Below are 25423 nucleotides of genomic sequence, written 5' to 3'. Positions count from 1 at the left end.
CCATCAAGGTGCCCGCAACGCTGGAACAGATAGAAGAGCAGGTCAAGACGTACAACCCCGAGGCGGACCTCACCGGTCTGGACGAGGCGTACGACTTCGCCGTGTCCGCGCACACCGGGCAGGCCCGCAGGAGCGGCGAGCCGTTCATCAACCACCCGGTCGAGGTCGCCCTCATCCTCGCGGAGCTGAACCTGGACACAGCCACGCTGAAGGCGGCGCTCCTGCACGACGTGGTCGAGGACTCAGGGGTGGGCCTGAAGGAGCTCCGGGAGCGTTTCGGCGAGGAGGTCACCGATCTGGTCGACGGCGTGACCAAGCTGGGCAAGATCAAGTTCTCCTCCCTGGCCGAGGCGCAGAGCCAGAACATGCGCAAGATGCTCATCGCCATGGCCAAGGACATCCGGGTCATCCTCATCAAGCTCGCGGACCGGGTGCACAACATGCGGACGCTGGCCAGCCTGCCGCCCGAGAAACGCCGCCAGAAGGCCATCGAGACGATGGAGATCTACTCCCCGCTGGCCCATCGGCTGGGCATCTCGTCGATCAAGTGGGAGCTCGAGGACCTCGCCTTCTACTACCTGGACCCGCGGACGTACCACCGCATACAGAAGATGGTCGCGGAGAGCCGCGCCGCCCGCGAGGAGTACCTCGGGCAGGTCACCGACCAGCTCCTTCGCGAGCTGGGCGCGATCGGCGTGGAGGCCCGCATCTCGGGCCGCCCCAAGCACCTCTACAGCATCTATCAGAAGATGTCGCAGAAAGGTAAGGACTTCTCGGAGATCTACGACCTGATCGCGCTGCGGGTGATCGTGGACTCGGTCAAGGACGCTTACGGCGCGCTGGGAACGGTGCACTCGATCTGGAAGCCGGTCCCGGGGCGCTTCAAGGACTACGTCGCGATGCCCAAGTTCAACATGTACCAGTCCCTGCACACCACCGTCATAGGCCCGGCAGGCCGTCCGCTCGAGATCCAGATCCGCACCGAGGACATGCACCGCACGGCTGAGTACGGCATCGCGGCGCACTGGCGCTACAAGGAGGGCGTGCGCGGCGACGAGACCTTCGACGAGCGGCTGGCGTGGCTGCGGCAGATGCTCGAGTGGCAGACCGAGCTCAAGGACCCGCGGGAGTTCATGGAGGCGCTCAAGATCGACCTGTTCGAGGACGAGGTCTTCGTCTTCACGCCCAAAGGCGACGTCGTCTCGCTGCGCCGCGGCTCCACGCCGCTGGACTTCGCGTACGGCATCCACTCCGAGGTCGGCAACCACACCGTCGGGGCGAAGGTGAACGGGTCCATCGTGCCTCTGTCCTACGAGCTGCAGATGGGCGACCGGGTCGAGATCCTCACGCAGAAGAGCGCCTCACCGTCCCGCGACTGGCTCAACCTCGTCAAGTCCTCGCGCGCCCGCTCCAAGATCCGGACGTACTTCAGCAAGGAGTCCCGCACCGACGACCTGCAGCGCGGCCGCGACGAGATGAGCAAGGTCCTGCGCAAGCACGGCATCGGGATGAACAACTCGGTGACGACCCGCGCGCTGGAAGCCGTCGCCGAGGAGATGAACCTCCAGGCCGCGGACGACCTTCTGGCCCACGTCGGGGCGGGCAAGGTGTCGCCCAAGCAGATCGGCACCAAGGTGCTCAAGGTGATGGCGCGAGCCGAAGGCAGGGCAGCCGAGCCCGAAGCGCCGCCGCTGCCGCCGACGGTGCCGATGATGCCGCCACGGGAGAAGCGGCGGCGCGTGGGCGCGGGTGTGCGCGTGCGCGGCATCGACGACGTGCTTGTTCGCATGGCGCGCTGCTGCAACGCCGTTCCCGGCGACGACATCGTCGGGTTCGTCACGCGCGGCCGCGGCGTGTCCGTGCACCGCCGCGACTGCCCGAACTGCGCCGAGCTGCTGCGGTCGCCGGAGCGGATACTGGACGTCGAGTGGGATACGGGCTCCGCGGCGAGCTACCAGGTGGAGATCGTCGTCGAGGCGCGCGACAGGATGCGGCTGCTGCAGGACATCTCGACAGCCATGGCGGAGGCCGGCGTCAACATCCTCTCGGCCTCCGTGACCACGGACCGCCAGGGCATCTCGAACATGCGCTTCCTCTTCGAACTCTCGGACATGGAGCAGCTGAAGACCGTGCTCGCCAACGTCCGCAAGGTCGAGGGCGTCTTCGAGGCCACCCGCAGCATGGCCGAGGGTTCCAGGCGCAAGGACGACAGAGCGTGAGCCCGGGCGTGAGCGTCGAGCGGCTCGTGCTGGGCGAGCTGGGGACGAACTGCTTCCTCGTCGGCGACGGGGCCGGCGGCCCGCTCGTGGTGATCGACCCGGCCGGCGGGGCGCCGGACCTGCTCGAGGCCATAGACGGCCGGCCCGTGGCGGTCGTCGTGCTCACGCACAGCCACTTCGACCACCTCGGCGCCGCCGAGGCCGTCTGCTCCTCCACCGGGGCGCCACTCGCGATACACGCCGAGGACGCTCCGTACGTCACCGACGCGGGCGGAACCGGCGCGCTGCTGTTCGGGTTCGCGCACACGGCGCCCGCGCCGCAGCGCCTGCTGGACGACGGCGACGCGATCGAGGCCGGCAAGCTGCTGCTGCGCGTGCTGCACACACCGGGGCACACGAGCGGAGGCATCTGCCTGCTGGCCCAGGGTGAGAGCCGTCTGTTCTCCGGCGACACGCTCTTCGCCGGCTCCGTCGGGCGCACCGACTTCCCGCGCGGCGACAGCCGGGCACTGGCGCGCTCCATCACCGAGCGGCTGGCGCCGCTGCCCGACGAGACCGTCGTGCACCCCGGGCACGGTCCGGACACCACCATCGGCCGCGAGCGCCTCGTCAACCCGTTCTTCCCGCGCGCCTGAACGCGGTCCCCGGCGTCCGCTCGCCGTTCGGATGCCGCCGCTCGTCGCCTCACGATCTGGAGAAGCCGCATCCGGCACGCTTCTCGCGTGCAGCCGCGGCATCCGGGACCACGGGGAACGCTTCCGTCGGGGGAGGCCCATCGTGCACAGCGCCCTGACGCCGGCCGACGCGGGATTCGTCCTCGCCTTAGCGGGGACGATCGCGCTGCTCTTCGCCGAGCCGCTCGCCCGGCTGGACGCTCGCCTGCCGTTCCCGTTCTCGCACATGACCGACGAACGGCGCTCGCGGCGGATGGTGGAGGTATCCTCGGCCGGATGTCTCGCGCTCGGCGCGCTCCTGCTCGCCGCTGCGCGCGTCCTAGGCTAGGCCGTCGTCCGCTCGGACGCCGCCTCGCGCTTCAGGGAGAGAGCGACGATCGCGACGTCGTCGCTCAACCGACCCCTGGCGTGCCGCTCCGCCGCTTCGAGGAGCCCGTCGGCGAGCGCAGTCGGGTCCGCGGGGGCTCGGGACAGGTGGTCCAGCAGACCCTCCGCGCCGAGGAGGTCGGAGCCGTGTCGCGCCTCGGTGACCCCGTCCGTGTACAGCACGAGGCATTCGCCCGCACCGAGGCCGAACACGGTCTCTTCGTACGTGTACGGATACGTGCCGAGGGGCGGACCGGTCGGGACGTCGATCAGCGTGCTGGCCGACATCGCTGCGATCGCAGGCGCGGGATGGCCGGCGCTCGAGTACCTCACGACGCCGGTCGCGGCATCCAGGGTGCCGATGCCGACGGTCGCGAACTGGTCTCCGAGCCCCTCCTGGAGCAGGATCCGGGCACCTCTGCTGAGCGCCTCGGCAGGTCCGAGGCCGACGTGCACGAGCGTCCTCAGCGTGCTCCGCACCGTCTCGGTGAACCCCGCCGCGTCGACGCCCTTGCCGCTGACGTCCCCGACCATGAAGACTACGTCGTCCTCGGTCAGCTCGAACACGTCGTAGAAGTCGCCGCCCACCTGCGCGGTCTCGAATGCGGTCCGGTACACGACGCCGATGTCGAGCTTCTCGACGACGGGCACGGGCCGCAAGAGGCTCTCCTGGAGCGTGCACGCGATCCGATGCTCCGCCTCGTACGCGTCCTGCAGCCTCTCGTGGGCCCGTCTCTCCGAGGTCACGTCCTGACCGGTCGCCACGATGTACCTGCCGCCTCCGTGGCCGTTCGTGACGGCGACGACCGACCATGCCACGATGAGTTCGCGGCCGTCGTGGCAGGGGAGCTTCGCGTCGAACGCGACGGTGTCGCCGGCCTCCCACACCCGCGCCAGCCTCTCCAGGACTTCCGAGCGAGAGACGCCGAAGGACTCCCACAGGTAACGTCCCTCGATCTCGTTCCGAGGGCGCCCAGCGATGTCCTCGCAGGTGCGGTTGCACCTGACGACCCGCCCCTCGGGGTCGATCGTCACGACGAACGCGCTCGTCGCGTCCAGCAGGGCCGAGGTGAAGCGTGACTCGGCGGCGAGGGCGGTCCTGGCGCGCGTCACCTCGGCGCTCTCTATGAGGGTCCACGTCCCACCCTGCCTGATGAGGGAGGACTCGTGGCACCCGACCACTTCGATGATCTCAGATGCCCCGCATCTGTCGACGGAGTACGTTCAAAGGACCAGGATCGGGAGATCCTCCACGGCGCCGTCGATGGCCCGCTCGTACTCCGCGAAGGCGTCCCAGTGCTCGCGATCGAGCCAGGCCGTGTTGCCCGTCACGCGCGCCCCGTCGAATCCCGCCCGCACCGCTGCCTCCACCTCGGCGGCCCAGGAGGCGAAGACCCTGTGCATGTCGAAGCTGCCGCTCTCGAGGTACCACTCGTCGTGAGGGATGATGGTGATGCGCCCCTCGGCCACCATCCGATCGAATCCCTCGACGCGCTCGCGCATGGCCTCGGCCGCGTCGTCCAACGTGAGCGGGGGGGACGTCACCCACACGCAGCGCTCGTTCGCCTCCAGGCCGGCCACGAAGTAGGGGACGAGGAGGTCCTTCAGGTCCGCCGGCGTCTCGTAGAACGAGCACAGGTGCGTTCCCCACGGGATGTCGTCCAGCGGAGGGAGACCGCTGGTGCGGAGGTTCGAAGACATCGGCGCCGTCTCCCATCTCTCGATCCGGCTGCTCGCGCGCTCACACCGGCCGTGCCGAAGTCCCGGTGGCGCCCGAGCCGCGGCTGTCGCTGCCTCGGGAGTGCCAAGTATACGCTCGTTCGCGCCCTTCGAGCACGCGGGATCCGCCTTCCGGCCGGATCCGGGAACCCGGGCGAGCCGGCGGCTCGGTCCTGGTCCCCCGCCCGGCCTTGCCTCATAATCGGGTGGCCGCCGCACCGGCCGCCCCGGCGCTCACCGCCCGGCCGGTCCGACCCGTTCCGAACGTAGAGCCCGGAAGGCACCCGGAGATGGAGTACCGCGCACCCAAGGGCACGGCCGACCTGCTCCCGCGCGAGGCGCGCGTGTGGGAGCACATGGTGGGCACGGCGCAGCGTATGTTCGCCCGCTACGGCTACGAGCCGGTCTACACGCCGCTGTTCGAGCACACCGACGTGTTCGTGCGCGGCATCGGCGAGGGGACCGACATCGTGGCCAAGGAGATGTACACCTTCACGGACAAGGGCGGCCGCAGCATCACCCTGCGCCCGGAGGGGACCGCGCCGGTCGTCCGAGCCGCGCTCGAGCACGACCTCGTGCCGCGTGGCGCCGGGGCCAAGCTCTACTACATCGGCCCGATGTTCCGCTACGAGCGCCCTCAGAAGGGCCGCATGCGCCAGTTCTGGCAGATCGGCGTCGAGGCCCTCGGGATGGCCGAGGCGACCGCTGACGCCGAGGTCATAGCGCTGCTGTGGCGCTACTTCGAGATGCTCGGGCTGCCCGCGGGGCGAATGCGGTTGCTGGTGAACTCGATGGGGGACGCGATCTGCCGGCCGGTCTACAGGGACCGCGTCGCCGGGTTCATCCGGGCGCACGCCGAGGAGCTGTGCGAGGAGTGCCTCCGCAGGGCCGAAGCCAACCCGTTGCGGGCGTTCGACTGCAAGAACCCCGGGTGCCGGGAGGCGATGGCGGCGGCTCCTCGACTGCGCGACGAGCTGTGCCCCGAGTGCCGGGAGCACATGGAGGTCGTCAAGGCGCACCTGGAGGCCCTCGCGATACCGTACGCGGAGGACCCGACGCTCGTGCGCGGGCTCGACTACTACACGCGCACCGTCTTCGAGATACAGGCCGAGGGGTTGGGCGCCCAGAACGCCATCGGCGGCGGAGGGCGCTACGACCGCCTCATGGAGGAGTACGGCGGGCCGCCCACTCCCGGGCTCGGTTTCGCGCTGGGGTTCGAGCGCACCGCGCTGGCCCTTCAGGCCGCCGGCGTGGAGGTCCCGGCCCCGCCGCGCGCGGAGGCGTACGTGGCGGCGCACCCCGACTCCCGTCGAGAGGCGTTCCTGCTGGCCATGCGGCTGCGCGAGGCGGGGGTCGCGGCGGAGGCCGACCACCAGGGCAGGAGCCTGAAGGCGCAGTTCAAGCAAGCCGACCGGTTGGGGGCGCGATACGTCGTCGTGGTGGCGCCCGAGGAGCTCGCCGCGGGAGAGGTCACGGTGAGGGACATGGCGACGCGCGCCGAGCGCAGGGTGCGCATGGAGGACCTCCGCGCGGCCGAGACCGCCGAGGAGACCGCGACCGAGGGTGTCCCGCGGTTCTTCGCACTGATGAGGCAGCTCATGCCGGAAGGGGAGCGGTAGCGGATGCTGGACGCACGGTATTCGACGCGCAGCCACCTGGCGGGGCCGATGCGCCCCGAGCACGTGGGCGAGAGGGTGGTGCTCGCGGGTTGGGTGCACCGCCGTCGCGACCACGGAGGGCTGGTCTTCGTCGACCTGCGGGACCGAACGGGCGTCGTCCAGTGCGTCTTCGATCCGGTCGACTCGGGCCAGGCGTTCGTCACCGCCGAGCGCGTGCGGCCCGAGTGGGTCGTCGAGCTCACGGGCACGGTCAGGCGCCGGCCCGAGGGCACGGAGAACCCGGGTATGCCCACCGGCGAGGTGGAGGTGCTCGTCTCCTCGGCGCGCGTGCTCAACACGGCCGAGACGCCTCCGTTCGAGGTCGAGGCCGGCATCGATACGGACGAGACGACGCGCCTGCGATACCGGTACGTCGACATGCGCCGCCCCGAGGTCGCGAGCGCGCTGCTGCTGCGCGACCGCGTCGCCCAGCGGTTCCGCAAGGAGTTGGAGCGGCGCGGCTTCGTGGAGGTCGAGACGCCGATGCTCGGCAAGTCCACGCCGGAGGGCGCGCGCGACTTCATCGTGCCCTCCCGCCTCAGCCCCGGCCGGTTCTACGCCCTTCCGCAGTCGCCGCAGCTGTTCAAACAGGTGCTGATGGTCGGCGGGATGGAGCGCTACTACCAGATCGCGCGCTGCTTCCGGGACGAGGACCTGCGCGCGGACCGGCAGCCCGAGTTCACGCAGGTCGACCTCGAGATGTCCTTCGTGACGGCGGACGACGTGATCGCGCTGACCGAGGACGTGCTGCACGAGGTGCTCGCCGAGGCCGGCGCGGCCGTGCCGATGCCGCTTCCGCGGCTCACGCACGCCGAGGCGATGGACCGGTACGGCTCCGACCGGCCAGACACCAGCTTCGATGTGGAGCTCGCGTGCGTCACGCAGGTCTTCGGCTCCACCGGGTTCAAGGTCTTCCGGAGCGCGCTGGACGCGGGTGGCCGCGTGAAGGCGATCGTGGCACCGGGGGCCGGGGACTGGCCGCGCTCGCGCATCGACGCGCTCAACACGCTGGCCGTCGAGGCCGGCGCCGCCGGGCTCGCGTGGGTGGCGCTGACCAGCGGGGGAGAGGTGAGGTCGCCCATCGCCAAGTTCCTCACCGACGACGAGATGGCGGCGTTGCGTGAGAAGGCCGGCGCCGGCGCCGGCGACCTGCTCCTGATGGTCGCCGGCGCGCACGACACGGCCAACGAGGTCCTCGGCGTGCTCCGGCTGCACGTCGCCGACGAGCTCGGCCTGCGCGGGACGGGCTTCCACGCGCTGTGGGTCGTCGACTTCCCGATGTTCGTCTGGGACTCCGAGGAGGAGCGCTGGGACGCCAGCCACCATCCGTTCACGATGCCGTTCGAGTCCCACCTGGACAGGCTCGAGGAGAGCCCCGGCGACGTGCTCTCGCACAGCTACGACCTCGTCATCGACGGGGTGGAGATCGGTGGGGGCACGATTCGCATCCACGATCCGGAGCTGCAGCGCCGCGTGCTGTCGGTCCTCGGCCTGGATCCCGAGGAGGCCGAGGACAAGTTCGGCTTCCTGCTCGAGGCGCTCTCGGCGGGCGCGCCGCCCCACGGGGGGATCGCCCTCGGTTTCGACCGGCTGGTGATGCTGCTGGCGGGCGCACGTTCGATCCGCGACGTCATCGCCTTCCCCAAGACCTCCTCGGGAGCGGACCCGATGACCGGCGCGCCCGACTCGGTCTCGAGACGGCAGCTAAAGGAAGCGCACATCCGCGTCGATTGATGGGGTGTCCCGCGGCGACGGCGCCCGGGCCGGCAGGCGCTCGGCGGCGTGCCGTCCCGGTTGTCGCTCCTCACGGGGAGAAGGTAGACTTGCGGATGAGCTTCGCCTTGCACGTGCCTTCGGCCATGCGCGGTAGAACCAACGCGATGTGAACGGGAGCCCTACATCGCCCGGCGGAACGGAATCCCCCCTCTGGGGGGAAGCGAGAAACCGGCGTGCGGGCACCCACCTGCTGAGGGCAGGTTCACCCGGGCCGGAGCACGTCAAGGCGGGGTTCAGACGCAGACGTAGCTAAGGATGCAGCCATGCGCAGACTCGTCGTAGCACTCGTCGTGGTAGTGTTCGCCGCCTCTCTCGCCGGCTGTGGCGGTGGCGGGGACGCCGAGCAAGCTCAACAGCCCGAACCGGGGAACCAGGCGGCTCCGGCTCCTCCTCCCTCCGCGCCGGCCGGGGAGGCCCTCATCGACAGGACGCCTCTGGAGGCCGTGCTCTTCTCCCGCTTCCCCTCCGGCGACGGCCGTTCCATGATCGCCACCGATGTGCCCGAAGCCGTGACGGAGAGGCTGGAGGCCGAGCAGCCGATGCTGCTGTTCTTCTTCGACAAGGCGCAGAAGACCACGGACGATCAGCGGGTCGAGATCGACGCCGTGATGAAGTCGTACCGGGGCACGATCGACAAGCTCTCCTTCGACGTCGGGCAGGACCTCGACGACGGTAAGCACGACGACACGGACGCTCAAGCGGTCGCACTGGCTCGCGCGGTCGAGGTCAGCTTCACGCCCTACATCGTGGTCGTGGACGGGCAGGGGCTCATCACCTGGCGGTACCGCGGCTTCGTGGACCGCGGCGTGATCGAGCGCGAGGTGCTGCGCGCCACCCAGTAACCCGCTCGTACGTCCGCGTCCCTCGGGTAAACTCCCGGGCATGGACGACCTCTTCTCGGATGCAGTGGACGAAGCAGCGCGGCGCAACGCGCCGCTGGCCGTGCGCATGCGCCCCGCCTCGCTCGCCGAGTTCGTGGGGCAGGACGACGTGCTGGGGCCCGGCACCTGGCTCCGCAGCGCCATCGAGTCCGACACCCTGACCTCGCTCATCCTGTACGGACCTCCCGGGTCGGGCAAGACGAGCCTCGCTCGGGTCATCGCCGCGACCACCCGGGCGAGCTTCACGGAACTGACCGCGGTCTCCTCCGGCGTGGCCGACGTGCGCCGCGCGATAGATGAGGCCCGCGAGCGGCTGGGGATGACGGGTCAGCGGACGATCCTGTTCATCGACGAGATCCACCGCTTCTCGCGTTCCCAGCAAGACGCGCTGCTGCATGCCGTGGAGGACGGCATCGTCGTGCTCGTCGGCGCCACCACCGAGAACCCGTTCTTCGAGGTGAACTCCCCCCTGATCAGCCGCTCCCGGATCGTCGAGTTGCGCGCCTTGTCCGACGACGAGGTGCGCGCGATCGTGCTGCGCGCGCTCACCGACGAGCGGGGGCTCGCGGGGACGGTCCGCGCGACGCCGGAGGCCGTGGAACGGCTGGTCGTGACCGCGGGAGGGGACGCCCGCATCGCGCTCACCTCGCTGGAGCTCGCCGGGGCGATCGCCCCGGCGGGAGCGGACGGCGCGCGGGAGGTCGGGATCGAGGAGGTGGCCGAGGCCACCGCGACCCGTACGCTCACGTACGACAAGACCGGGGACGTCCACTACGACGTCGTCTCCGCCTTCATCAAGTCGATGCGCGGGAGCGACCCCGACGCGGCGGTGTACTGGCTCGCCCGTATGGTGCACGGGGGCGAGGACCCCAAGTTCATCGCCCGCCGGATGCTGATCTTCGCCGCCGAGGACGTGGGCAACGCGGACCCGCGGGCGGTGCTGGTGGCCCATGCGGCGGTGAAGGCGGCCGAGTTCATCGGCTGGCCCGAGGCGCGTATCAACCTGGCTCAAGCCGCCGCCTACCTCGCGCTGGCGCCCAAGAGCAACGCGGCCATCGTGGCGATAGACTCGGCGCTCGCCGAGGTGCGGGAGGGGCCCGCGAGGCCCGTGCCGGACCACCTGCGCGACCGTCACCGCCCGGGAGCGGACCGGTACCCCGCGTACCGTTACCCGCACGACTGTCCGGATGCCCGCGTCGAGCAGCAGTACCTGCCCGACGGGCTCGTGGGGCGGCGCTTCTGGCGGTCCGGCGAACGCGGCTGGGAGGCCCGGCGGGCCGAGGAGCCCGGCGGCGGGAGCCGGCCGGCTCCGCCTGGCGGCGGGCGCGTCGACGACGGCGGGGTCTGAGCCGCTCGGGGCCGGCCCCGAGCTCTTCCGACCGTCCCGTCCGGGGCTGCCGGGCGTTATGCCGGTCGAGCCGCTTGGGTACCTACGGGACGGCGCCGGACGGCGCCGGCGCGTCCGTGGAGGAGCGCCTCGCGGCCGGGAGCCGCCCCGTCGCCCGCCGTGCGGCCTCCGCGGGGAGGACAGGATCCCTCATCGGCCGGCGGGACGCACGAGGCGCGAGCCCTTCCCACAGCATGTAGAATCATGTCCTGCACACGTCCGTGCGCGATGGTGGAGGGATCGGATGTCGGATCGAGTCGTGTTGTCAGTGCCCCCGAAGGGGGAGTTCGCCAAGACCGTGCGCATGACCGCCGCCGCCCTGGGGAGCAGGATCGGCATGACCTTCGACGAGGTGGACGACATGCGCATCGCCGCCGAGGAGGCCTTCGTGTACGCCTGCGACCGCGCCTCGGCCGGGGTCCCGGTCGACATAGCGTTCGAGATGGGATCGGACGCGCTCGAGATGCTCGTCGGCCCGATCCCGGCCGGCGCCGGAGACGGCGACGACCGCGAGGGGTCCCGCTACGCCTCGTTCATCCTCGAGTCGGTGGCCGACGAGTTCGAGATGCTGGCGGAGGAGGTGGGCAGCTACGTTCGGGTGGTGAAGCGAGCGGGCCGGACGGAGGGGTCACGTGGCTAGACGCGCCCGTCAGCAGTCCAGGAAGCTCTCCTGGGACAAGGCGCATACCAAGGAGCTGTTCAGACGGTACCGGCTGCATGGCGACGAGGACGCACGCGACGAGCTGATCACGATGTACCTCAACCTCGTGAAGTACCTCGCCAGCCGCTTCCGCAACCGCGGGGAGCCGATCGAGGACCTGGTGCAGGTCGGCACGATCGGGCTCATCAAGGCGATCGACCGGTTCGACATCGACCGCGAGGTCGAGTTCACTACGTACGCGACGCCGACGATCATCGGCGAGCTGAAGCGATACTTCCGCGACAAGGGCTGGGCGATCAAGGTGCCGCGGCGGCTGCAGGAGCTGTCCTTCCGCGTGAACCAGGCGATGGACCAGCTCACACAGCGTGAGCAGCGCTCCCCGACGATCGAGGAGATCGCCGAGCATCTGGAGGTCAGCTCCGAGGAGGTCCTGGAGGCGCTCGAGACGTCCGAGGCGTACAATTTCGTCTCGCTGGAGGGCGACCGCAACACCGACGGCGCCGACTCGTTCAGCATCCTGGAGTACATCGGCAAGGACGACCACCTGATGGCGGTGGTGGACGACCGCACGACGCTCGCAGCAGCGCTCAAGGACCTCACCGCGCAGGAGCAGCGCGTGCTCTACCTGCGTTTCTTCCAAGGCCTCACCCAGACCGAGATAGCGAAGCAGCTCGACATCTCCCAGATGCAGGTCTCACGGCTTCTGCGCCGGACGCTGCGGGTGCTGCGAGAGAACATCGTGCACGAGGCGTGAGGCGACGAGGGCGGAAGGAGCTTCGATGGCGCTCCCGGTGACGGCCGAGGACCGTTGGCGCGGGCTGTTGGTCGCGACGTGGGCCCTCATCGGGCTCGGTCTCATCCTGTCCGCCGCCTTCTGGCTCGTCTGGCGCATCTCCGGCGCGCTCACGCCCTTCGTCATCGCGTTCGTGTTCGTGCTCGTGCTGCGCGCTCCGGTCAACCGGCTGCAGGCGTCGGGGATGCCCCGCGTCGTCGCGGTGGCCGTGTGCTACCTGCTCGGCGCCACGGTGCTGGCGCTCTTCGGCGCGCTGATCTTCCCGCCGCTGGTCTCCCAGCTCAGCCAGTTCGCCGCCGAGGCGCCGTCCTACTACACCGCCCTCCAGGAGTTCGTGAGCGGGCTGTTCGACAGGTACCAGGCGCTCGCGATGCCCGACTGGGTCGAGCCGTTCGTGGAGAACGCGACCCGTACCGTGGGGAACCAGCTCGTGGCGTGGTCCTCGTCGCTGGCGAACTTCCTGCTGGCCGCAGGCAGCGGGACCGTCGGCTTCCTGTTCAACCTCGTGCTCGCCCTGGTCGTCGGCTTCTTCCTGCTGCGGGACCTGCCCTCGATGCGCGAGGAGCTGCTCAACCTCTTCGGGAAGCGGCGGCGAGTCGAGGCACAGACGGTGTACGTCCGGGTCATCACCGTCCTGGGCGGGTACCTCCGCGGGCAGCTCATCATCGCGTCGATCGTCGGGGTGCTGACCACGCTCGGCCTGTGGATCGTCGGCGTGCCGTACGCGCTCGTGATAGGCATCGTCGCCGGCGTGTTCAACATCATCCCGTACTTCGGCCCGATCGTCGGAGGCGTGCTGGCCGCCATCTCGTCCGGGTTCGCGATCGCCGCGGGAGCGTCGCCGTGGCTGCTGTTCTGGGCTGTCGTGGTGGTGTTCGTCGTTCAGCAGCTGGAGAGCACCTTCCTGGCCCCGCGCATAATGTCCGAGCAGGTCGACCTCCATCCGGTCCTCGTGATATTCTCCTTGCTCGTCGGTGGGACGCTCTTCGGCTTCGTGGGCCTGCTGCTGGCCATCCCGGTCGCGGCTGTGGCCAAGGGGCTGTTCGTCTACTACTTCGAGAAGCACACGAGCGAGACCCTCATCACGGAACGGGGCGCCATCTTCGGTCAGGGCAGGAGGTCCCGCGCCGGCGAGCGGGGTGAGGCGCCCCCCGTCGACGGCCCCGAGGGTGAGTCCGCCGGGTCTCGGGGCGGGCCCGACGCCGGACCCGCGATCCACGGCGCGGAGGCCGACAGCGAGACCCGCCGGGACGGGCCGAGCGCCGACGAGGAGAGCGAGTAGTGGATTCCTCCCGCATCCGTGAGAGCTTCCTGAGCTTCTTCGAGGGCAAGGGCGCGCGGCGGCTGCCGAGCTCCTCGCTCGTGCCCGACGACGCTTCGCTGCTGCTGACCACCGCCGGCATGGTGCAGTTCAAGCCGGTCTTCCTCGGCTTGCGCGAGCTGGGTTTCGGCCGCGCCGCCACCGTGCAGAAGTGCGTGCGCACCACCGACATCGACATCATCGGTACCACCGGGCGCCACCACAGCTTCTTCGAGATGCTCGGCAACTTCAGCTTCGGCGACTACTTCAAGAGCGAGGCGTGCGCCTGGGCCTACGAGTACAGCGTGGACGTGCTGGGGCTCGACCCGGAGCGGCTGTGGTACTCGATCTTCGAGGAGGACGACGAGGCCGAGGGGGTCTGGGTCCGGGAGGTCGGTGTGCCTCCCGAGCGCGTGGTGCGCATGGGAGCCAAGGACAACTTCTGGTCCGCCGGACCGACGGGGCCCTGCGGCCCATGCTCGGAGCTCTACTACGATCAGGGTGAGGAGGTCGGGTGCGGGCTGGACACGTGCGGGCCGGGCTGCGACTGCGACCGGTTCCTCGAGTACTGGAACCTCGTGTTCATGCAGTACGACCGCACCGAGGACGGCACGCTGGAGCCGCTGCCCAAGAAGAACATCGACACCGGCATGGGCCTGGAGCGGCTCGCCTCCATACTGCAGGGCGTCACCTCGAACTTCGAGACCGACGTCCTGCGGGCGGTGATGCGGGTGGCCGAGGACGTGTCGGGCACGGCCTACGGCGCGGGCGAGCGCTCTGACGTCTCGCTGCGCATCATCACCGATCACGCCCGCGCCGTGACGTTCCTGATCGCCGACGGGGTGCTGCCCGCCAACGAGGGACGCGGCTACGTGCTCCGGCGCCTGCTGCGCAGGGCGGTGCGCCATGGGCGGCTGCTGGGGGTCGAGGAGGAGTTCCTCGGCGGGCTGACGGACAAGGTCGTCGAGCTCATGGGCGACGCGTACCCCGAGATCGTGGAGCAGCACGCGCTGATATCGCGGATCGTCGAGAGCGAGGAGACGCGGTTCGGCTCCACGCTGCGGCAGGGGATGGCCTTCCTGGAGGACGCGATAGCCCGAGCCAAGGAGGCGGGGAGCTGGACGTTCGACGGGCGCGTGGCGTTCGCCCTGCACGACACGTACGGCTTCCCCGTCGAGCTCACCGCCGAGATCGTCGCCGAGGCGGGCCTGCAGATCGACATGGAGGCGTTCGACGCCGAGATGACGGCGCAGCGCGAGCGCGGCAGGGCGGCCGTGCGCGACGAGGGCTGGACCGGGTTCGGCAGCGTCTTCGCCGGCATAGCCGCGGCCGCGCCCGAACCGCTGCAGTTCGTCGGGTACGAGGCCGACGAGGCGGAAGCGACGGTGATAGGCATCGTGGCCGAAGGCCGCCCTGTCGAGCGTATCGGGGCGGGGACCGCCGCCGAGGTCGTGCTCGACGTGACGCCGTTCTACGGCGAGCAGGGCGGTCAGGTGGGGGACAGCGGATACCTCGCCGGCGAGGGCTCGCGCTTCGAGGTCGGAGACGCCCGTCTGCCCGTGGAAGGGGTGACGGCGCACGTAGGCAAGGCGGTCGAAGGCGAGCTGGCGGTCGGCGACCGCGTGCACGCCGGGATCGACGTGCTGCGCCGCGAGCGCATCAGGCGCAACCACACCGCCACCCACCTGCTGCATTGGGCGCTGCGCCTGGTGCTCGGCGAGCACGTCCGGCAGGCGGGCTCCCACGTGGGCCCGGAGAGGATGCGCTTCGACTACACCCACTTCGAGGCGCCCACCCGCGAGCAGCTCGACAAGGTCGAGCGGCTCGTGAACGCCAAGATCATGGAGGCGCACCCCGTGCGCGCGTACGAGACCTCGCTGCGCTCCGCGAAGGAGGCGGGCGTGACGGCGCTCTTCGGCGAGAAGTACGGGGAGTTCGTGCGGGTGCTGGAGATAGGCTCCTTCTCCAAGGAGCTGTGCGGCGGCACTCACGTCGCCGCCACGACCGAGATCGGGTTGCTCAAGATCGTCTCCGAGAGCTCGATCGGCGCGAACACCCGCCGCATCGAGGCCGTCACGAGCTTCGACGCGCTGGAGGCGATGCGCGCCGAGGAGGACGTGCTCCGCCGTGCCGCCGAGGAGTTGCGTTGCCGGCCGCAGGAGGTCGCCGACCGGGTGGAAGCCGTCCTGCGCCGGGCCAAGGAGGCCGAAGCGGCGCTGACGGAGGCGAAGCGCCGCGGGGCCAGCGGCGAGGTCGACGAGTTGGCCGCAGGGGCGCTCGACGCCGGTTACCCCGTGGTGGTGGCCCGAGTATCGGCCGCGGGCGCCAGGGAGCTGCGCGACCTCTCCGACCAGATCCGAGCCCGGCTCGGCGGAGGAGCGGTCGTGCTGGCCTCCGAGTCCGACGGCGGCGCGCTGCTGCTGGCCGCCGGGTCCGACGACGCCGTCGGCGCGGGCTTCGACGCAGGTGCGGTGATCCGCGCGATGGCGCCGGCGGTGGGGGGCGGAGGCGGCGGCAAGCCGGCGATGGCGCAGGCGGGCGGGAAGGACCCCGCGGGGATCGAGGAGGCGCTCCGCATAGCGCGAGAAGCGCTCGGGGGGGGATGAGCGCGGGTGCGCGTGCTGGCGCTTGACATCGGTGAGCGCCGGGTCGGGGTCGCCGTCTCCGACCCCGAGGGCCGCGTCGCCACCCCGCTGAAGGTGCTCGACGCCTCGGTCGTCGCCGATCCTCGGCCGTTGCGGCGACTCGTGGAGGACTACGACGCCGATCTCGTGCTGATCGGGTTGCCCCTCACACTGGCTGGCGAGGAGGGGCCTCAGGCCCGGCGCGTCCGCGAAGCGGGGGAGAGGCTCTCCGCCGCGCTCCCCGTCCCGGTACGCTATCGCGACGAGCGGCTCTCCTCGGCCGAGGCGCGCAAGGCGATGGCCGACGCCGGAGCGGGCGCGCGCGACGCGCGCGGCTCGGTGGACATGGTCGCCGCCGCGCTGGTGCTGCAAGGCTGGCTGGACGCGATGAAGGACGCCGAGGATGCCTAGGGTGAGAGCGCGCATGGGCGCCGCGGGAGTACTGCTGCGCGTCGCCGGCCTCGCGGCGGTCGTCGCGCTGGTGGCGGCCGCGGTGGGATGGTGGTACGTCATGGAGCGGTCCGAGCACCGCGTCGAGCCGGGCAAGCCGGTTCAGGTCGAGATCCCGTCCGGAGCGGGCGCGGCCGAGATCGGCGAGCTGCTCGCGGAGCGAGGCGTCGTGCGCAGCGCCGTGCGCTTCCGGCTCGAGGTCCGGCGTGCCGGAGCGGGTTCCGGACTCAGGGCCGGCGTGTACGAGCTGACCACCGGGATGTCCTACGACGCTGTGATCGAGCGGCTGCGCTCCGGGCCGCCGGTCGTTCACGTCACGCTCGCCGTGCCCGAGGGCTTCACCGTCGAGCAGGTCGCCTCCCGGGTCGAGACGGTCTGCGGGATACCGGCGGCGGAGTTCCTGGCGCTGGCCAAAGGCGGCGGCGGCCGGTTCGAGGCCGGTCACCCCTACCTCGCGGACGCCTACCAGGGCTCGCTGGAGGGCTACCTGTTCCCCAAGACGTACCGCGTGCCGCAGGGGGCCGGCGCCGAAGACGTGATCGGCATGCTGCTCGAGCAGTTCGACAAGGAGACCGCGTCGCTTGACCTCCGCGTCCCGGAGAGCAGAGGGATGAACCTGCACGATGTCGTGACGCTGGCTTCGATGATCGAGCGCGAGACGAGCGTCGCCGAGGAGCGGGCGCTGGTCTCGTCGGTCATCTACAACCGGCTGCGCAAGGGGATGCGCCTCGAGATCGACGCCACCATCGAGTACGTCCTGCCCGGCAACCGCTTCCGCCTGCGCAACAGCGACCTTGAGACGGACAGCCCGTACAACACATACCGTCACGACGGCCTGCCGCCGGGAGCCATCGGCAACCCGGGTCTCGAGTGCCTAAAGGCGGCCTGCGAGCCTGCCGACACGGACTACATCTATTACGTGCTCACCGGCAAGGACGGATCGCACACGTTCGCAAGGACCTGGGACGAGTTCCTCGCCGCGAAACGAGAGTCGAAGCGGGTCTTCGGGAGGTAGCATGGATCCAACGCCGGCCGTCCCTGCCGTGCGCATCGAGCACGCCCGTAAGGTCTATCCCGGGCAGATCGGCGTCCCCGCCAAGGAGGCCGTCGCCGACGTCTCGCTCAACGTCGAGCCCGGCACGATCCACGGGCTGCTCGGCCCGAACGGGGCCGGCAAGACGACGACCCTGAAGATGCTCGTCGGGCTGGTCCGCCCCACCTCCGGCACGTTCTCCGTGCTCGGGCGGGACCCGCGGAAGCCCGCGGGGAGGGCTCCGCTGGGCTTCCTGCCCGAGCAGCCCTACTTCCCGATGCAGCTCACAGCGGCCGGTGTGATGCGCCTGCACGGGCGCCTGTGCGGGCTATCGGCGCCGGAGATCCGAGAACGCACCGGGACGCTGCTGGAGACGGTGGGGCTCGAGGGGAAGGGGCGGGAGCAACTCTCGAGGTTCTCGCGCGGGATGCTCCAGAGGCTCGGTCTCGCGCAGGCGCTCATCGGCCGTCCGCGGGTGGTGCTGCTCGACGAGCCGGCCGGGGGGCTCGACCCGGTCGGTCAGCGCGACGTCCGGAACCTGATGCTCGAGCTGCGCTCGGAGGGCGTCACGGTCCTGCTCAGCTCGCACCAGCTCTCGGAGGTCGAGGCGGTGTGCGACCGCGTGACGGTGCTGAAGGCGGGAACGGTCGCTGCCGAGGGCCGGCTCGACGACCTCCTGAACTTCGTCGGCAGGACCTCGATACGGGCCGATGGGCTTGGAGAGGAGTTGCCGCCGGGGATCCGGCGGGTCGTCGAGGACGTCGCCCTGTCGTCGGGGACGTGGATCTTCTCGGTCCCCGACTCGCAGGTGCGTGGCGTCATCGATGCGATAGACGATGCGGGCGGACGGGTGGTCGCCGTGGCACCCAAGCGCGCGAGCCTCGAGGAGTACTTCGCCGGCCTGCTGGAGCAGCGGGACCGGGGCGAGGGGCCGGCGGAGGAGGAGGCGGCATGAGGGGGACGTCGTGGGCGCGCGTCGCCGCGATCGCCCAGGGCGTCGTGGCCGACGCCCTGCGGCGCCGCGTGCCGTACGTGGTGCTGGCGTTCGCGGGGCTCCTGGCGGTGGCGATCCCGTCCCTGCCCAGCTACAACGAGGGCGTCGACGCGGCCGTGTACCGTGAGGTGGCGTTGGCCCTCACGTTCGTCGCCGCGCTCGTCGTGACGCTGTCCCTGACGGTCAACAGGGTGCCGTCCGAGATCGAGCGCCGCGTGGTCTACTCGGTGCTGGCACGTCCCGCCTCCAGGACCGAGTACGTCGTGGGCACGTGGGCGGGGGTCGCGGTCGTGATGGGCGGGCTCATCGGGGCGTTCACCCTCCTCGAGCAGGCGTTGGGGCTGGCGGTCTACGGGGATCCGATGTGGCGGCTCTGGCAGGGGGCGCTGGGCGTCTGGATGGAGGTCTGCGTGCTCTCGGCGTTCGCCCTGGCGCTCTCCGCCGCGACCGGCGCTGTCGCGGCCGCCGCGGGCTCCCTCACTCTGCTCTTCGTGGGACACTCCCGCTCGGCGCTGTTGTCGGAGGGCTCCCCGCTCGCGCTCGTGTACCCCTCGCTCGAGGCGTTCAACGTCATAGACCCGGTGGCGCACGGCGCGGGAGTGCAGCCGGCCTACGTGGTCACGATGGTGCTGGCGTTCGCCGCCTGGGTCATCGCGCTCCTCGCGCTGGCGGCGCTGCTGTTCAACAGGAGGGACCTGTGACCGACGAGCTCCTGCGCGCGCGCTTCGCGCCGGCGGCCGTCGCCGCGCTGCTGGCCGTCGCGCTGCTCATGCAGACCCCCGCGGCGGTGCTCTCGGCGTCCGCATCCGCTGGAGGCGACGCTGTCGGGCGCGCGGGTTGGGCCTACATGACGGGCCTGCGGCGGTTCGCCGCCGCCGTCCTCTGGAACCGGATGGAGCCGCTGTTCCACGAATACTATGAGTACAGGCCGCTGGCGGAGCAGACGCACCTGCTGCCGACGACGTGGATGGTCGTCACGCTGGACCCGCAGTTCGAGGAGGCCTACTACGTGACCGGGTACCTCCTCTCGAAGCGGGGACGGGCCCAGGAGGGACTGGAGCTCGCGGAAGCCGGCGTGCGCGAGAACCCGCGCTCCGGCACGATGCGCGCCAACTATGCGCAGCTCCTGCTCTTCGCGGGGCGGCGCGACCGCGCCGTCGAGCAGGCGGACGAGGCCCTGGCCATCGGGACGTGGCGCGACGAGGAGTGGCGGTACGAGGGCTACGCCGTGATGCGGGACATCTACCGCCACGCCGGGCTCGAGGAGAGGGCGGAGCGGCTGCAGGCCGAGCTCGACCGCATCGCCGAGGAGCACCCCGAAGCCGCGGCTCCCGAGGCCCACGACCACGACGGCGACGGCGTGCCCGACCACTAGGAGCGGGGAGTCGGCCGCCGGCCGGCGTGCGTCGGTTGCCGGCACTGGCGGCGAGAGCGACGCCGACGCATACTGTGGCGATGCGACCGTTCATCCCGGACCTCTACTACACCGACGTCCACGCCGTCGACCTCGACGATCTGAAGTCGCGCGGCGTGCGCGCGCTGCTGGTGGACCTCGACAACACGCTGCTGCCGAGGGACAGCAACGCGATGACCGCCGAGCTGCGCGCGTGGGCGCGCCGGCTGGACGCGGAGGGCTTCCGGGTATGCCTGGTCTCGAACAACTGGCACGGACGCGTCAGCGCCGTCGCCGCCGAGCTCGGGTTCGAGATCGTCCCGAAGGCGCTCAAGCCGCTGCCCTTCGCGTTCCGCCGCGCGATGACGCTGCTCGACGCGAGTCCCGCAGAGACCGCGGTCGTGGGCGACCAGCTCTTCACCGACATCCTCGGGGGCAACGCGCTGGGTCTGCTGACCGTGCTCGTGCAGCCGCTGTCGAGCACCGACCTGCCTCACACGCTGGCCCTGCGCCTCATAGAGCAGCGGCTTCTGGCCGATAGGAAACCGACGGGGGCGCCGAGTCTACCCCCGCACGCGGAACCGTCCGAGGAGGGTCCGGGCGTTGAGCCGTAGGATAGGAGCGCGAACCAAGCTCGCCGGGGTGGTCGGGTGGCCACTGGGCCACACGCTCTCGCCCGCCATGCACAACGCCGCCTACGAGGCCCTCGGGCTCGACTGGGTCTACCTGTCCCTGCCCGTTCCCGAGGAGGGCCATCTCATCCGGGTCTTCGGATGCCTGAAGGTCCTGCCCTTCGTGGGCGTCAACGTGACGATGCCCTACAAGCAGGCGGCCCTGGTCCTGTGCGACGAGGTGGCGATGCAGGCCCAGATGGCGGGCGCGGTGAACACCGTGCACGTCTCGGAGGGCCGTCTGATCGGCTACAACACCGACGGGCGCGGCCTCCTGGAGGCGCTGTCCGACGCAGGCGTGGAGGTCGCGGGCAAGAGGATCGCGCTGATCGGGGCGGGTGGCGCGGCGGGCGCCGCGTTCGTGGGCTTCGTGCTCGCGCGCGCCGCGAGCATCGCCGTGCTCAACCGCTCGGTGCGGCGCGCCGAGGAGCTCGTGGAGCGGATGCGGCCTCACCTGAGGGACACCGCGGCCGAGGTCCTGCCGCTCGCCCCGTCGTCGGCGGAGGCGGTGCGGACGGCGGACCTGGTGGTCAACGCCACCTCGGTGGGGATGCGAGCCGACGAACCGAGCCCGGTGCCCGTCGAGTGGCTCCATGCCGGGCACGTGGTGTGCGACGTCGTCTACAGGGGGCAGCCCACCGCGCTCCTCGCCGCGGCGAAGGCGGCCGGCGCGACGACCGTCGACGGGCTGCAGATGCTCGTGCGGCAGGGCGCGATCGCGATCGACATCTGGAGCGAGAACACCACCGCCCCCGCTCCCCGCGACGTCATGCTCGCCGCCGCCCGGGAGGCAGCCGGCGACTCCTCCGATCGTGGGGCCGAGCAGTGATCGCGGCGAGCGGCAAGCGGCTCGGCAAGATGCTGGTCACCGCGGGCCTGATCACCGACGAGCAGCTGGAGGACGCGCTCTCCGAGAACGGCCGGCGCAGCCTCACCGCTGCGCTCGTCGAGAAGGGCTTCGCGCAAGAGAGACAGATCGCGCAGGCCGTGGCCGAGCAGATGGGGCTCGCCTTCGTGGATCTGGGAGCCGTCGAGCTCGACCCGAACGCCGCCTCCGTGCTCTCCGCCGACCTGGCCAAGCGCTACAACGTCCTGCCCCTGCGCGTCGACGAGGACGAGCTCTTCGTGGCGATGAGCGACCCGGCGAACATCTTCGCCATAGACGACCTGCGCATCGTGACCGGCTACGAGGTCCAGCCCGTGGTCGCCGCCGAGAGCGAACTGGTCGACGCCATAGAGAAGTACACCTCGATGCACCAGAACGTCGACGACATGGTCAGCGGTCTGGAGGACATGGGCGGAGCCGCCCCCGAGGAGGAGGAAGAGGAGGAGGCCTCAGACGAGGAGGCGCCGGCGGCCAAGCTCATGAACCTGGTCATCACTGAGGCGATCCGCCAGGGTGCGGGGGACATCTACATAGAGCCGCAGGAGAACGAGCTGCGCGTCCGGTACCGCATCGACGGCGTGTGCACCGAGATACTCCGAAGCCCCAAGAGGCTGCACCGGCAGCTCATCAGCCGGCTCAAGATCTCCTCGGGCATGGACATCGCCGAGAAGCGCGTCCCGCAGGACGGCCGGTTCGGGGTGGTGCTGGACGGCCATACGGTCGACTTCCGCGTCGCGGTCCTGCCCGTCGTCCACGGCGAGATGTCCGTCATCCGGCTGCTGCGGCGCGACTCGATCATGATGTCGCTGGAGGACCTCGGCTTCCTCGAGCAGCCGATGTCCCGGCTCATGGAGGCGATCAGCAAGCCCTACGGCGCCATCCTGGTCACCGGGCCGACCGGCTCGGGCAAGTCGACGACGCTGTACGCGGCGATAAACAAGACCAACGACATCCGCACCAACCTGATCACCGTCGAGGATCCGGTGGAGTACCGCCTCGCGGGCCTCTCACAGGTGCAGGTGAACGAGAAGGCCGGGCTCACGTTCGCCGCGGCGCTCCGCTCGATCCTACGCCAGGACCCCGATGCCGTGATGATCGGCGAGATCCGCGACAAGGAGACGGGCACGATCGCCATCGAGGCCGCCCTGACGGGTCACCTCGTGCTGTCCACCCTGCATACCAACGACGCTCCCTCGGCCGTCACGCGCCTCACCGAGATGGGCATCGAGCCCTTCCTGACCGCCTCCGCGGTCAACTGCGTGCTGGCGCAACGCCTCGCGCGGCGGCTGTGCGAATGCAAGGAGGCCTACACTCCCCCCGAGGAGTCGCTCCAGCGGGCCGCGTTCCCCTTCGAGCCGGGCAAGCCGCCGAAGCTCTACCGGGCCGTGGGCTGTAAGAAGTGCGGCGGGCTCGGATACAAGGGCCGGATGGGCGTGCACGAGGTGCTGACGATATCCGAGACCATCGAGAAGCTCGCCGTGGAGAACGCCTCCGCCGACGAGATCAAGCGTCAGGCCGTGGCCGAGGGGATGATGACGCTCCGCGACGACGGTTTCGAGAAGGTGAGGACGGGACTCACCTCGATAGAGGAGATCCTGAGGGTCGTGGTATAGGGCGGGGGCGTGTTGTGCCGTTTCCCGGCTTCGTGAGAGACTGGTTGACGGCTGTCCAGCCCGACCCGCCCCTCGAAGAATCCGGCGCCTTCCGGCCCCCGGCCGAGCGCCGGGAGTGGGAGGTGCTTTCGCATGTCAGACAACGGCATCGGCGACTACTTCATCAGCGACGTGGACGACGAGGTCCTCGACGAGGAGGAAGAGACGATCGTCCCGCCGGTCGTGGTCCCGGTCGCTGCTGCTGCCGCTCCGAAGCCGGCGCCGCAGCCGGCTTCGCCGCAGGCCGCTCCGAAGCCCGCGCCGCCGCAACCCGCGCCGCCGCAACCCGCGCCGCCGCAACCCGCGTCGCGCCCGGCGCCGCCATTGAGCGCCCCGGTCTCACAGGCCCCCGCGGAGCCGGTGCCACAGCGTCCCGCGGCCGCGGTGCGTCCTCGGAGCCGCGAGGAGCGCCTCGCGGATGCGCTGGACGCCTTGATCGCCGACTCCCCCGACGTCCAGGCAGCCGCGCTCGTGAGCATGGACGGCTTTACGATGGCGGCCGCGCTGCCGCCGGCCATGCAGGAGGACCGGGTCGGCGCCATGGCCGCGGCGATCCTCGGGCTGGGTGAGCGAGCTGCGACGGAACTGGGTCGAGGCCGCCTCTCGCAGGTCTTCATCGAGGGCGACGACGGCTACGTCCTTCTGATGTCGGCGGGGGAGAGGGCCGTCCTGACGGTGCTGGCGAGCGCCGAGTCCAGACTCGGGCTCATCATCTACGACATGCGCAACGCCGCCCGTTCCGTCGCCGAGATCCTCGGCTAGGACTGCGGGGATAAGGAGACCGCTTCACCCATGGCGCTACGAGGGAACCTCAAGGACTTCAGCCTCCCTGACGTCTTCCAGCTGGTCACGTTCAGCCGGAAGACCGGCGTGTTGCGGATCCGCCGTGTCGACGAGGCGGAGGGCAGCGTGTGGTTCCGCGAGGGCGACGTCTTCTTCGCGCAGAGCAACTGGCAGCACGAGCCGCTCGGGCAGCGACTCGTCAGAGCGAACAAGATCACGTCCCAGGCGCTGCAGCGCGCACTGGAGGCCCGCTCCTCGGAACCTCGGGGCGGCAGGCGTCTGGGACAGATCCTCGTGGACGAGGGCTACATCAGCGACAAGGTGCTCGAGGCATTCGTCCAGGAGCAGATCCAGGACACGATCTTCGACCTGATGCGCTGGGACGAGGGGGAGTTCGACTTCGAGGTGCTCCCCGAGACGGTCGACGAGGACATCGGGCTTTCGGTCTCGATCGAGAACGTGATCATGGAAGGCAGTCGCCGACTCGAGGAGTGGACGCGGATCAAGAAGAAGGTCCCCTCGATGGACGTCGTCTACAAGATGGCGACCGCTCCCGGCGAGGGGACGTTCGAGATCTCGCTCAAGCCCGTCGAGTGGAACCTCCTGCTCCTGGTGGACGGGACGCGGAGCGTCTCCGAACTCGCGTCGCAAACGGGACGGACGGATTTCGAGGTGGCGCGCGTCATCTACGGTCTCTTCTCGGCGGGCCTGCTGGAGATGGCCGCCGACGACGAGGTGGAACGGCTCCGGGCCGAGCGCGCGGAGCGCGAGGCGCGGCACGAGGCGCTACGCAGGGAGATGGAGGAGGCCGCCGCCGCCCGGACGCGCAGGGCCGCGGAGCGGGCCGAGGCACGTGGAGCGGCCGCGGCGGAGCCGGGGGCTCCGGCGCGCGGTGTCGAGGAGCGGGTCGAGGGTCCGCGGGAGGAGCCGGAGTTCCTCGCGGGCACCCCCCAGGAGGCGACCGCACAAGACGTCGCCGCCTTCGAGGAGATGCTCGGGATACTGCACGCACCGGAGCCCGAGCCGGAGCCGGAGCCCGAGCCGGCGCCGGTCCCGGAGCCCGAACCCGAGCCGGAACCGGAGCCGGAGCCCGAGCCGGAGCCCGAGCCGGTGCCGGTCCCGGCGCCGGAACCCGAGCCCGAGCCCTAGCCGGAGCGGGAGCCCGAGCCGGAGCCCGAGCCCGAGCCGGCGCCCGAGCCCGCACCGGAGCCCGAGCCCGAACCCGAGCCCGAGCCGGCGCCGGTCCCGGAGCCCGAGCCGGCGCCGGAGCCGGAACCGGGCCCGGAGCCTTCTCCGGAACCCGCGCCGAAGCCTTTCGGCGCGGTGTACGAACCGATGTCGGAGTCGCCGCCGGAGGCCGAGCCTGAGGGGCCCGGTTTCGCGCCTACCGGCGACTACGAGCGCGACCTGATGGCCCTGGGCCTCGGCGAGCTGCCGGCGGAGGGCGCGCCGGAGCTGGCGGAACCCGCGCCCGCGCCGGAGCCGGAGCTGGCGGAACCCGCG

The 25423-nt window shown here is 70.7% G+C and carries 23 protein-coding genes and 2 pseudogenes; 23 read left to right on the top strand and 2 right to left on the bottom strand.

Annotated features, from left to right (window positions below; all coding sequences use genetic code 11):
- Positions 1-2: 2 nt before the first annotated feature.
- From IBX62_01715 to IBX62_01705, 3 genes are all read left to right on the top strand, one after another.
- Positions 3-2219, top strand: coding sequence for a bifunctional (p)ppGpp synthetase/guanosine-3',5'-bis(diphosphate) 3'-pyrophosphohydrolase (locus tag IBX62_01715; protein ID MBE0475803.1), 2217 nt, complete (start codon positions 3-5; stop codon positions 2217-2219).
- Positions 2220-2227: 8 nt separating this feature from the next.
- A complete protein-coding gene (locus tag IBX62_01710) occupies positions 2228-2854 on the top strand; it encodes an MBL fold metallo-hydrolase (GenBank protein MBE0475802.1) in 627 nt (208 codons plus the stop codon).
- A gap of 142 nt (positions 2855-2996) precedes the next feature.
- Positions 2997-3221 carry a hypothetical protein gene (locus IBX62_01705; GenBank protein MBE0475801.1) on the top strand — a complete coding sequence of 75 codons (225 nt, stop codon included), beginning with the start codon at positions 2997-2999 and terminating at the stop codon, positions 3219-3221.
- Here the strand turns inward: IBX62_01705 and IBX62_01700 are convergent.
- On the bottom strand, positions 3218-4441 hold the full coding sequence (locus IBX62_01700) for a SpoIIE family protein phosphatase (protein MBE0475800.1): 1224 nt from the start codon (positions 4439-4441) through the stop codon (positions 3218-3220). The two genes, IBX62_01705 and IBX62_01700, sit on opposite strands and share 4 nt — an antisense overlap.
- Positions 4442-4483: 42 nt before the next feature.
- Positions 4484-4960, bottom strand: a complete 477-nt coding sequence (locus IBX62_01695; protein ID MBE0475799.1) for an MEDS domain-containing protein — start codon at positions 4958-4960, stop codon at positions 4484-4486.
- A 308-nt stretch (positions 4961-5268) separates the two neighbouring features.
- Between IBX62_01695 and IBX62_01690 the strand changes: the two genes are divergently transcribed.
- From IBX62_01690 to IBX62_01595, 20 genes and pseudogenes are all read left to right on the top strand, one after another.
- The gene (locus IBX62_01690) at positions 5269-6597 is read left to right on the top strand and encodes a histidine--tRNA ligase (protein MBE0475798.1); all 1329 of its coding nucleotides are present in this window, start codon (positions 5269-5271) and stop codon (positions 6595-6597) included.
- A 3-nt stretch (positions 6598-6600) separates the two neighbouring features.
- Positions 6601-8370, top strand: coding sequence for an aspartate--tRNA ligase (gene aspS / locus IBX62_01685; protein MBE0475797.1), 1770 nt, complete (start codon positions 6601-6603; stop codon positions 8368-8370).
- A 305-nt stretch (positions 8371-8675) separates the two neighbouring features.
- A complete protein-coding gene (locus tag IBX62_01680; protein ID MBE0475796.1) occupies positions 8676-9254 on the top strand; it encodes a hypothetical protein in 579 nt (192 codons plus the stop codon).
- Positions 9255-9294: 40 nt separating this feature from the next.
- Positions 9295-10641: a replication-associated recombination protein A gene (locus IBX62_01675; protein ID MBE0475795.1), complete on the top strand. Its 1347-nt coding sequence runs from the start codon at positions 9295-9297 to the stop codon at positions 10639-10641.
- A gap of 283 nt (positions 10642-10924) precedes the next feature.
- Entirely contained in the window at positions 10925-11320 is a 396-nt protein-coding gene (locus IBX62_01670) for an ATP-binding protein (protein MBE0475794.1), read from the top strand.
- Entirely contained in the window at positions 11313-12095 is a 783-nt protein-coding gene (locus IBX62_01665; protein MBE0475793.1) for a SigB/SigF/SigG family RNA polymerase sigma factor, read from the top strand. The genes IBX62_01670 and IBX62_01665 overlap by 8 nt, the downstream gene beginning before the upstream one ends.
- A gap of 25 nt (positions 12096-12120) precedes the next feature.
- The gene (locus IBX62_01660; GenBank protein ID MBE0475792.1) at positions 12121-13416 is read left to right on the top strand and encodes an AI-2E family transporter; all 1296 of its coding nucleotides are present in this window, start codon (positions 12121-12123) and stop codon (positions 13414-13416) included.
- A complete protein-coding gene (alaS, locus tag IBX62_01655; protein MBE0475791.1) occupies positions 13416-16040 on the top strand; it encodes an alanine--tRNA ligase in 2625 nt (874 codons plus the stop codon). The genes IBX62_01660 and alaS overlap by 1 nt, the downstream gene beginning before the upstream one ends.
- A gap of 6 nt (positions 16041-16046) precedes the next feature.
- On the top strand, positions 16047-16469 hold the full coding sequence (ruvX, locus tag IBX62_01650) for a Holliday junction resolvase RuvX (GenBank protein MBE0475790.1): 423 nt from the start codon (positions 16047-16049) through the stop codon (positions 16467-16469).
- The gene (gene mltG / locus IBX62_01645) at positions 16462-17523 is read left to right on the top strand and encodes an endolytic transglycosylase MltG (GenBank protein ID MBE0475789.1); all 1062 of its coding nucleotides are present in this window, start codon (positions 16462-16464) and stop codon (positions 17521-17523) included. Before ruvX ends, mltG begins: the two co-directional genes overlap by 8 nt.
- Before the next feature lies 1 nt (position 17524).
- Positions 17525-18496, top strand: coding sequence for an ABC transporter ATP-binding protein (locus tag IBX62_01640; protein ID MBE0475788.1), 972 nt, complete (start codon positions 17525-17527; stop codon positions 18494-18496).
- Entirely contained in the window at positions 18493-19236 is a 744-nt protein-coding gene (locus IBX62_01635) for a hypothetical protein (GenBank protein MBE0475787.1), read from the top strand. The genes IBX62_01640 and IBX62_01635 overlap by 4 nt, the downstream gene beginning before the upstream one ends.
- Positions 19233-19910, top strand: coding sequence for a hypothetical protein (locus tag IBX62_01630; GenBank protein ID MBE0475786.1), 678 nt, complete (start codon positions 19233-19235; stop codon positions 19908-19910). Before IBX62_01635 ends, IBX62_01630 begins: the two co-directional genes overlap by 4 nt.
- Positions 19911-19984: 74 nt before the next feature.
- Positions 19985-20542 (top strand): YqeG family HAD IIIA-type phosphatase, encoded by a 558-nt coding sequence (locus IBX62_01625; protein ID MBE0475785.1) that lies wholly within the window; start codon positions 19985-19987, stop codon positions 20540-20542.
- Entirely contained in the window at positions 20532-21428 is an 897-nt protein-coding gene (gene aroE, locus IBX62_01620; protein MBE0475784.1) for a shikimate dehydrogenase, read from the top strand. The genes IBX62_01625 and aroE overlap by 11 nt, the downstream gene beginning before the upstream one ends.
- A gap of 29 nt (positions 21429-21457) precedes the next feature.
- A complete protein-coding gene (tadA, locus tag IBX62_01615) occupies positions 21458-23098 on the top strand; it encodes a Flp pilus assembly complex ATPase component TadA (protein MBE0475783.1) in 1641 nt (546 codons plus the stop codon).
- A gap of 462 nt (positions 23099-23560) precedes the next feature.
- Positions 23561-23899, top strand: coding sequence for a roadblock/LC7 domain-containing protein (locus IBX62_01610; GenBank protein ID MBE0475782.1), 339 nt, complete (start codon positions 23561-23563; stop codon positions 23897-23899).
- A gap of 30 nt (positions 23900-23929) precedes the next feature.
- Positions 23930-24415 (top strand): annotated as a pseudogene (locus tag IBX62_01605) (DUF4388 domain-containing protein).
- Between the two features lie 516 nt (positions 24416-24931).
- Positions 24932-25198, top strand: a pseudogene (locus IBX62_01600) (hypothetical protein).
- A gap of 45 nt (positions 25199-25243) precedes the next feature.
- Positions 25244-25423 (top strand): hypothetical protein (locus IBX62_01595; protein ID MBE0475781.1); only part of this gene is annotated, 180 nt, incomplete at its 3' end.

The sequence above is a fragment of the Coriobacteriia bacterium genome, assembly GCA_014859305.1.
Taxonomy (GTDB): domain Bacteria; phylum Actinomycetota; class Coriobacteriia; order Anaerosomatales; family Kmv31; genus Kmv31.
The sequence above is the reverse complement of the archived record's forward strand: the minus strand, read 5'-3'. Positions and strand labels throughout refer to the sequence as shown.

What these genes read in the sequence shown, in the direction of transcription:
- IBX62_01695 (MBE0475799.1), bottom strand. Translation starts at nt 4,960, where the DNA reads ATGTCTTCGAACCTCCGCACCAGCGGTCTCCCTCCGCTGGACGACATC.
- IBX62_01690 (MBE0475798.1), top strand. Translation starts at nt 5,269, where the DNA reads ATGGAGTACCGCGCACCCAAGGGCACGGCCGACCTGCTCCCGCGCGAG.
- aspS (MBE0475797.1), top strand. Translation starts at nt 6,601, where the DNA reads ATGCTGGACGCACGGTATTCGACGCGCAGCCACCTGGCGGGGCCGATG.
- IBX62_01680 (MBE0475796.1), top strand. Translation starts at nt 8,676, where the DNA reads ATGCGCAGACTCGTCGTAGCACTCGTCGTGGTAGTGTTCGCCGCCTCT.
- IBX62_01675 (MBE0475795.1), top strand. Translation starts at nt 9,295, where the DNA reads ATGGACGACCTCTTCTCGGATGCAGTGGACGAAGCAGCGCGGCGCAAC.
- IBX62_01670 (MBE0475794.1), top strand. Translation starts at nt 10,925, where the DNA reads ATGTCGGATCGAGTCGTGTTGTCAGTGCCCCCGAAGGGGGAGTTCGCC.
- IBX62_01660 (MBE0475792.1), top strand. Translation starts at nt 12,121, where the DNA reads ATGGCGCTCCCGGTGACGGCCGAGGACCGTTGGCGCGGGCTGTTGGTC.
- mltG (MBE0475789.1), top strand. Translation starts at nt 16,462, where the DNA reads ATGCCTAGGGTGAGAGCGCGCATGGGCGCCGCGGGAGTACTGCTGCGC.
- IBX62_01640 (MBE0475788.1), top strand. Translation starts at nt 17,525, where the DNA reads ATGGATCCAACGCCGGCCGTCCCTGCCGTGCGCATCGAGCACGCCCGT.
- IBX62_01635 (MBE0475787.1), top strand. Translation starts at nt 18,493, where the DNA reads ATGAGGGGGACGTCGTGGGCGCGCGTCGCCGCGATCGCCCAGGGCGTC.
- tadA (MBE0475783.1), top strand. Translation starts at nt 21,458, where the DNA reads ATGCTGGTCACCGCGGGCCTGATCACCGACGAGCAGCTGGAGGACGCG.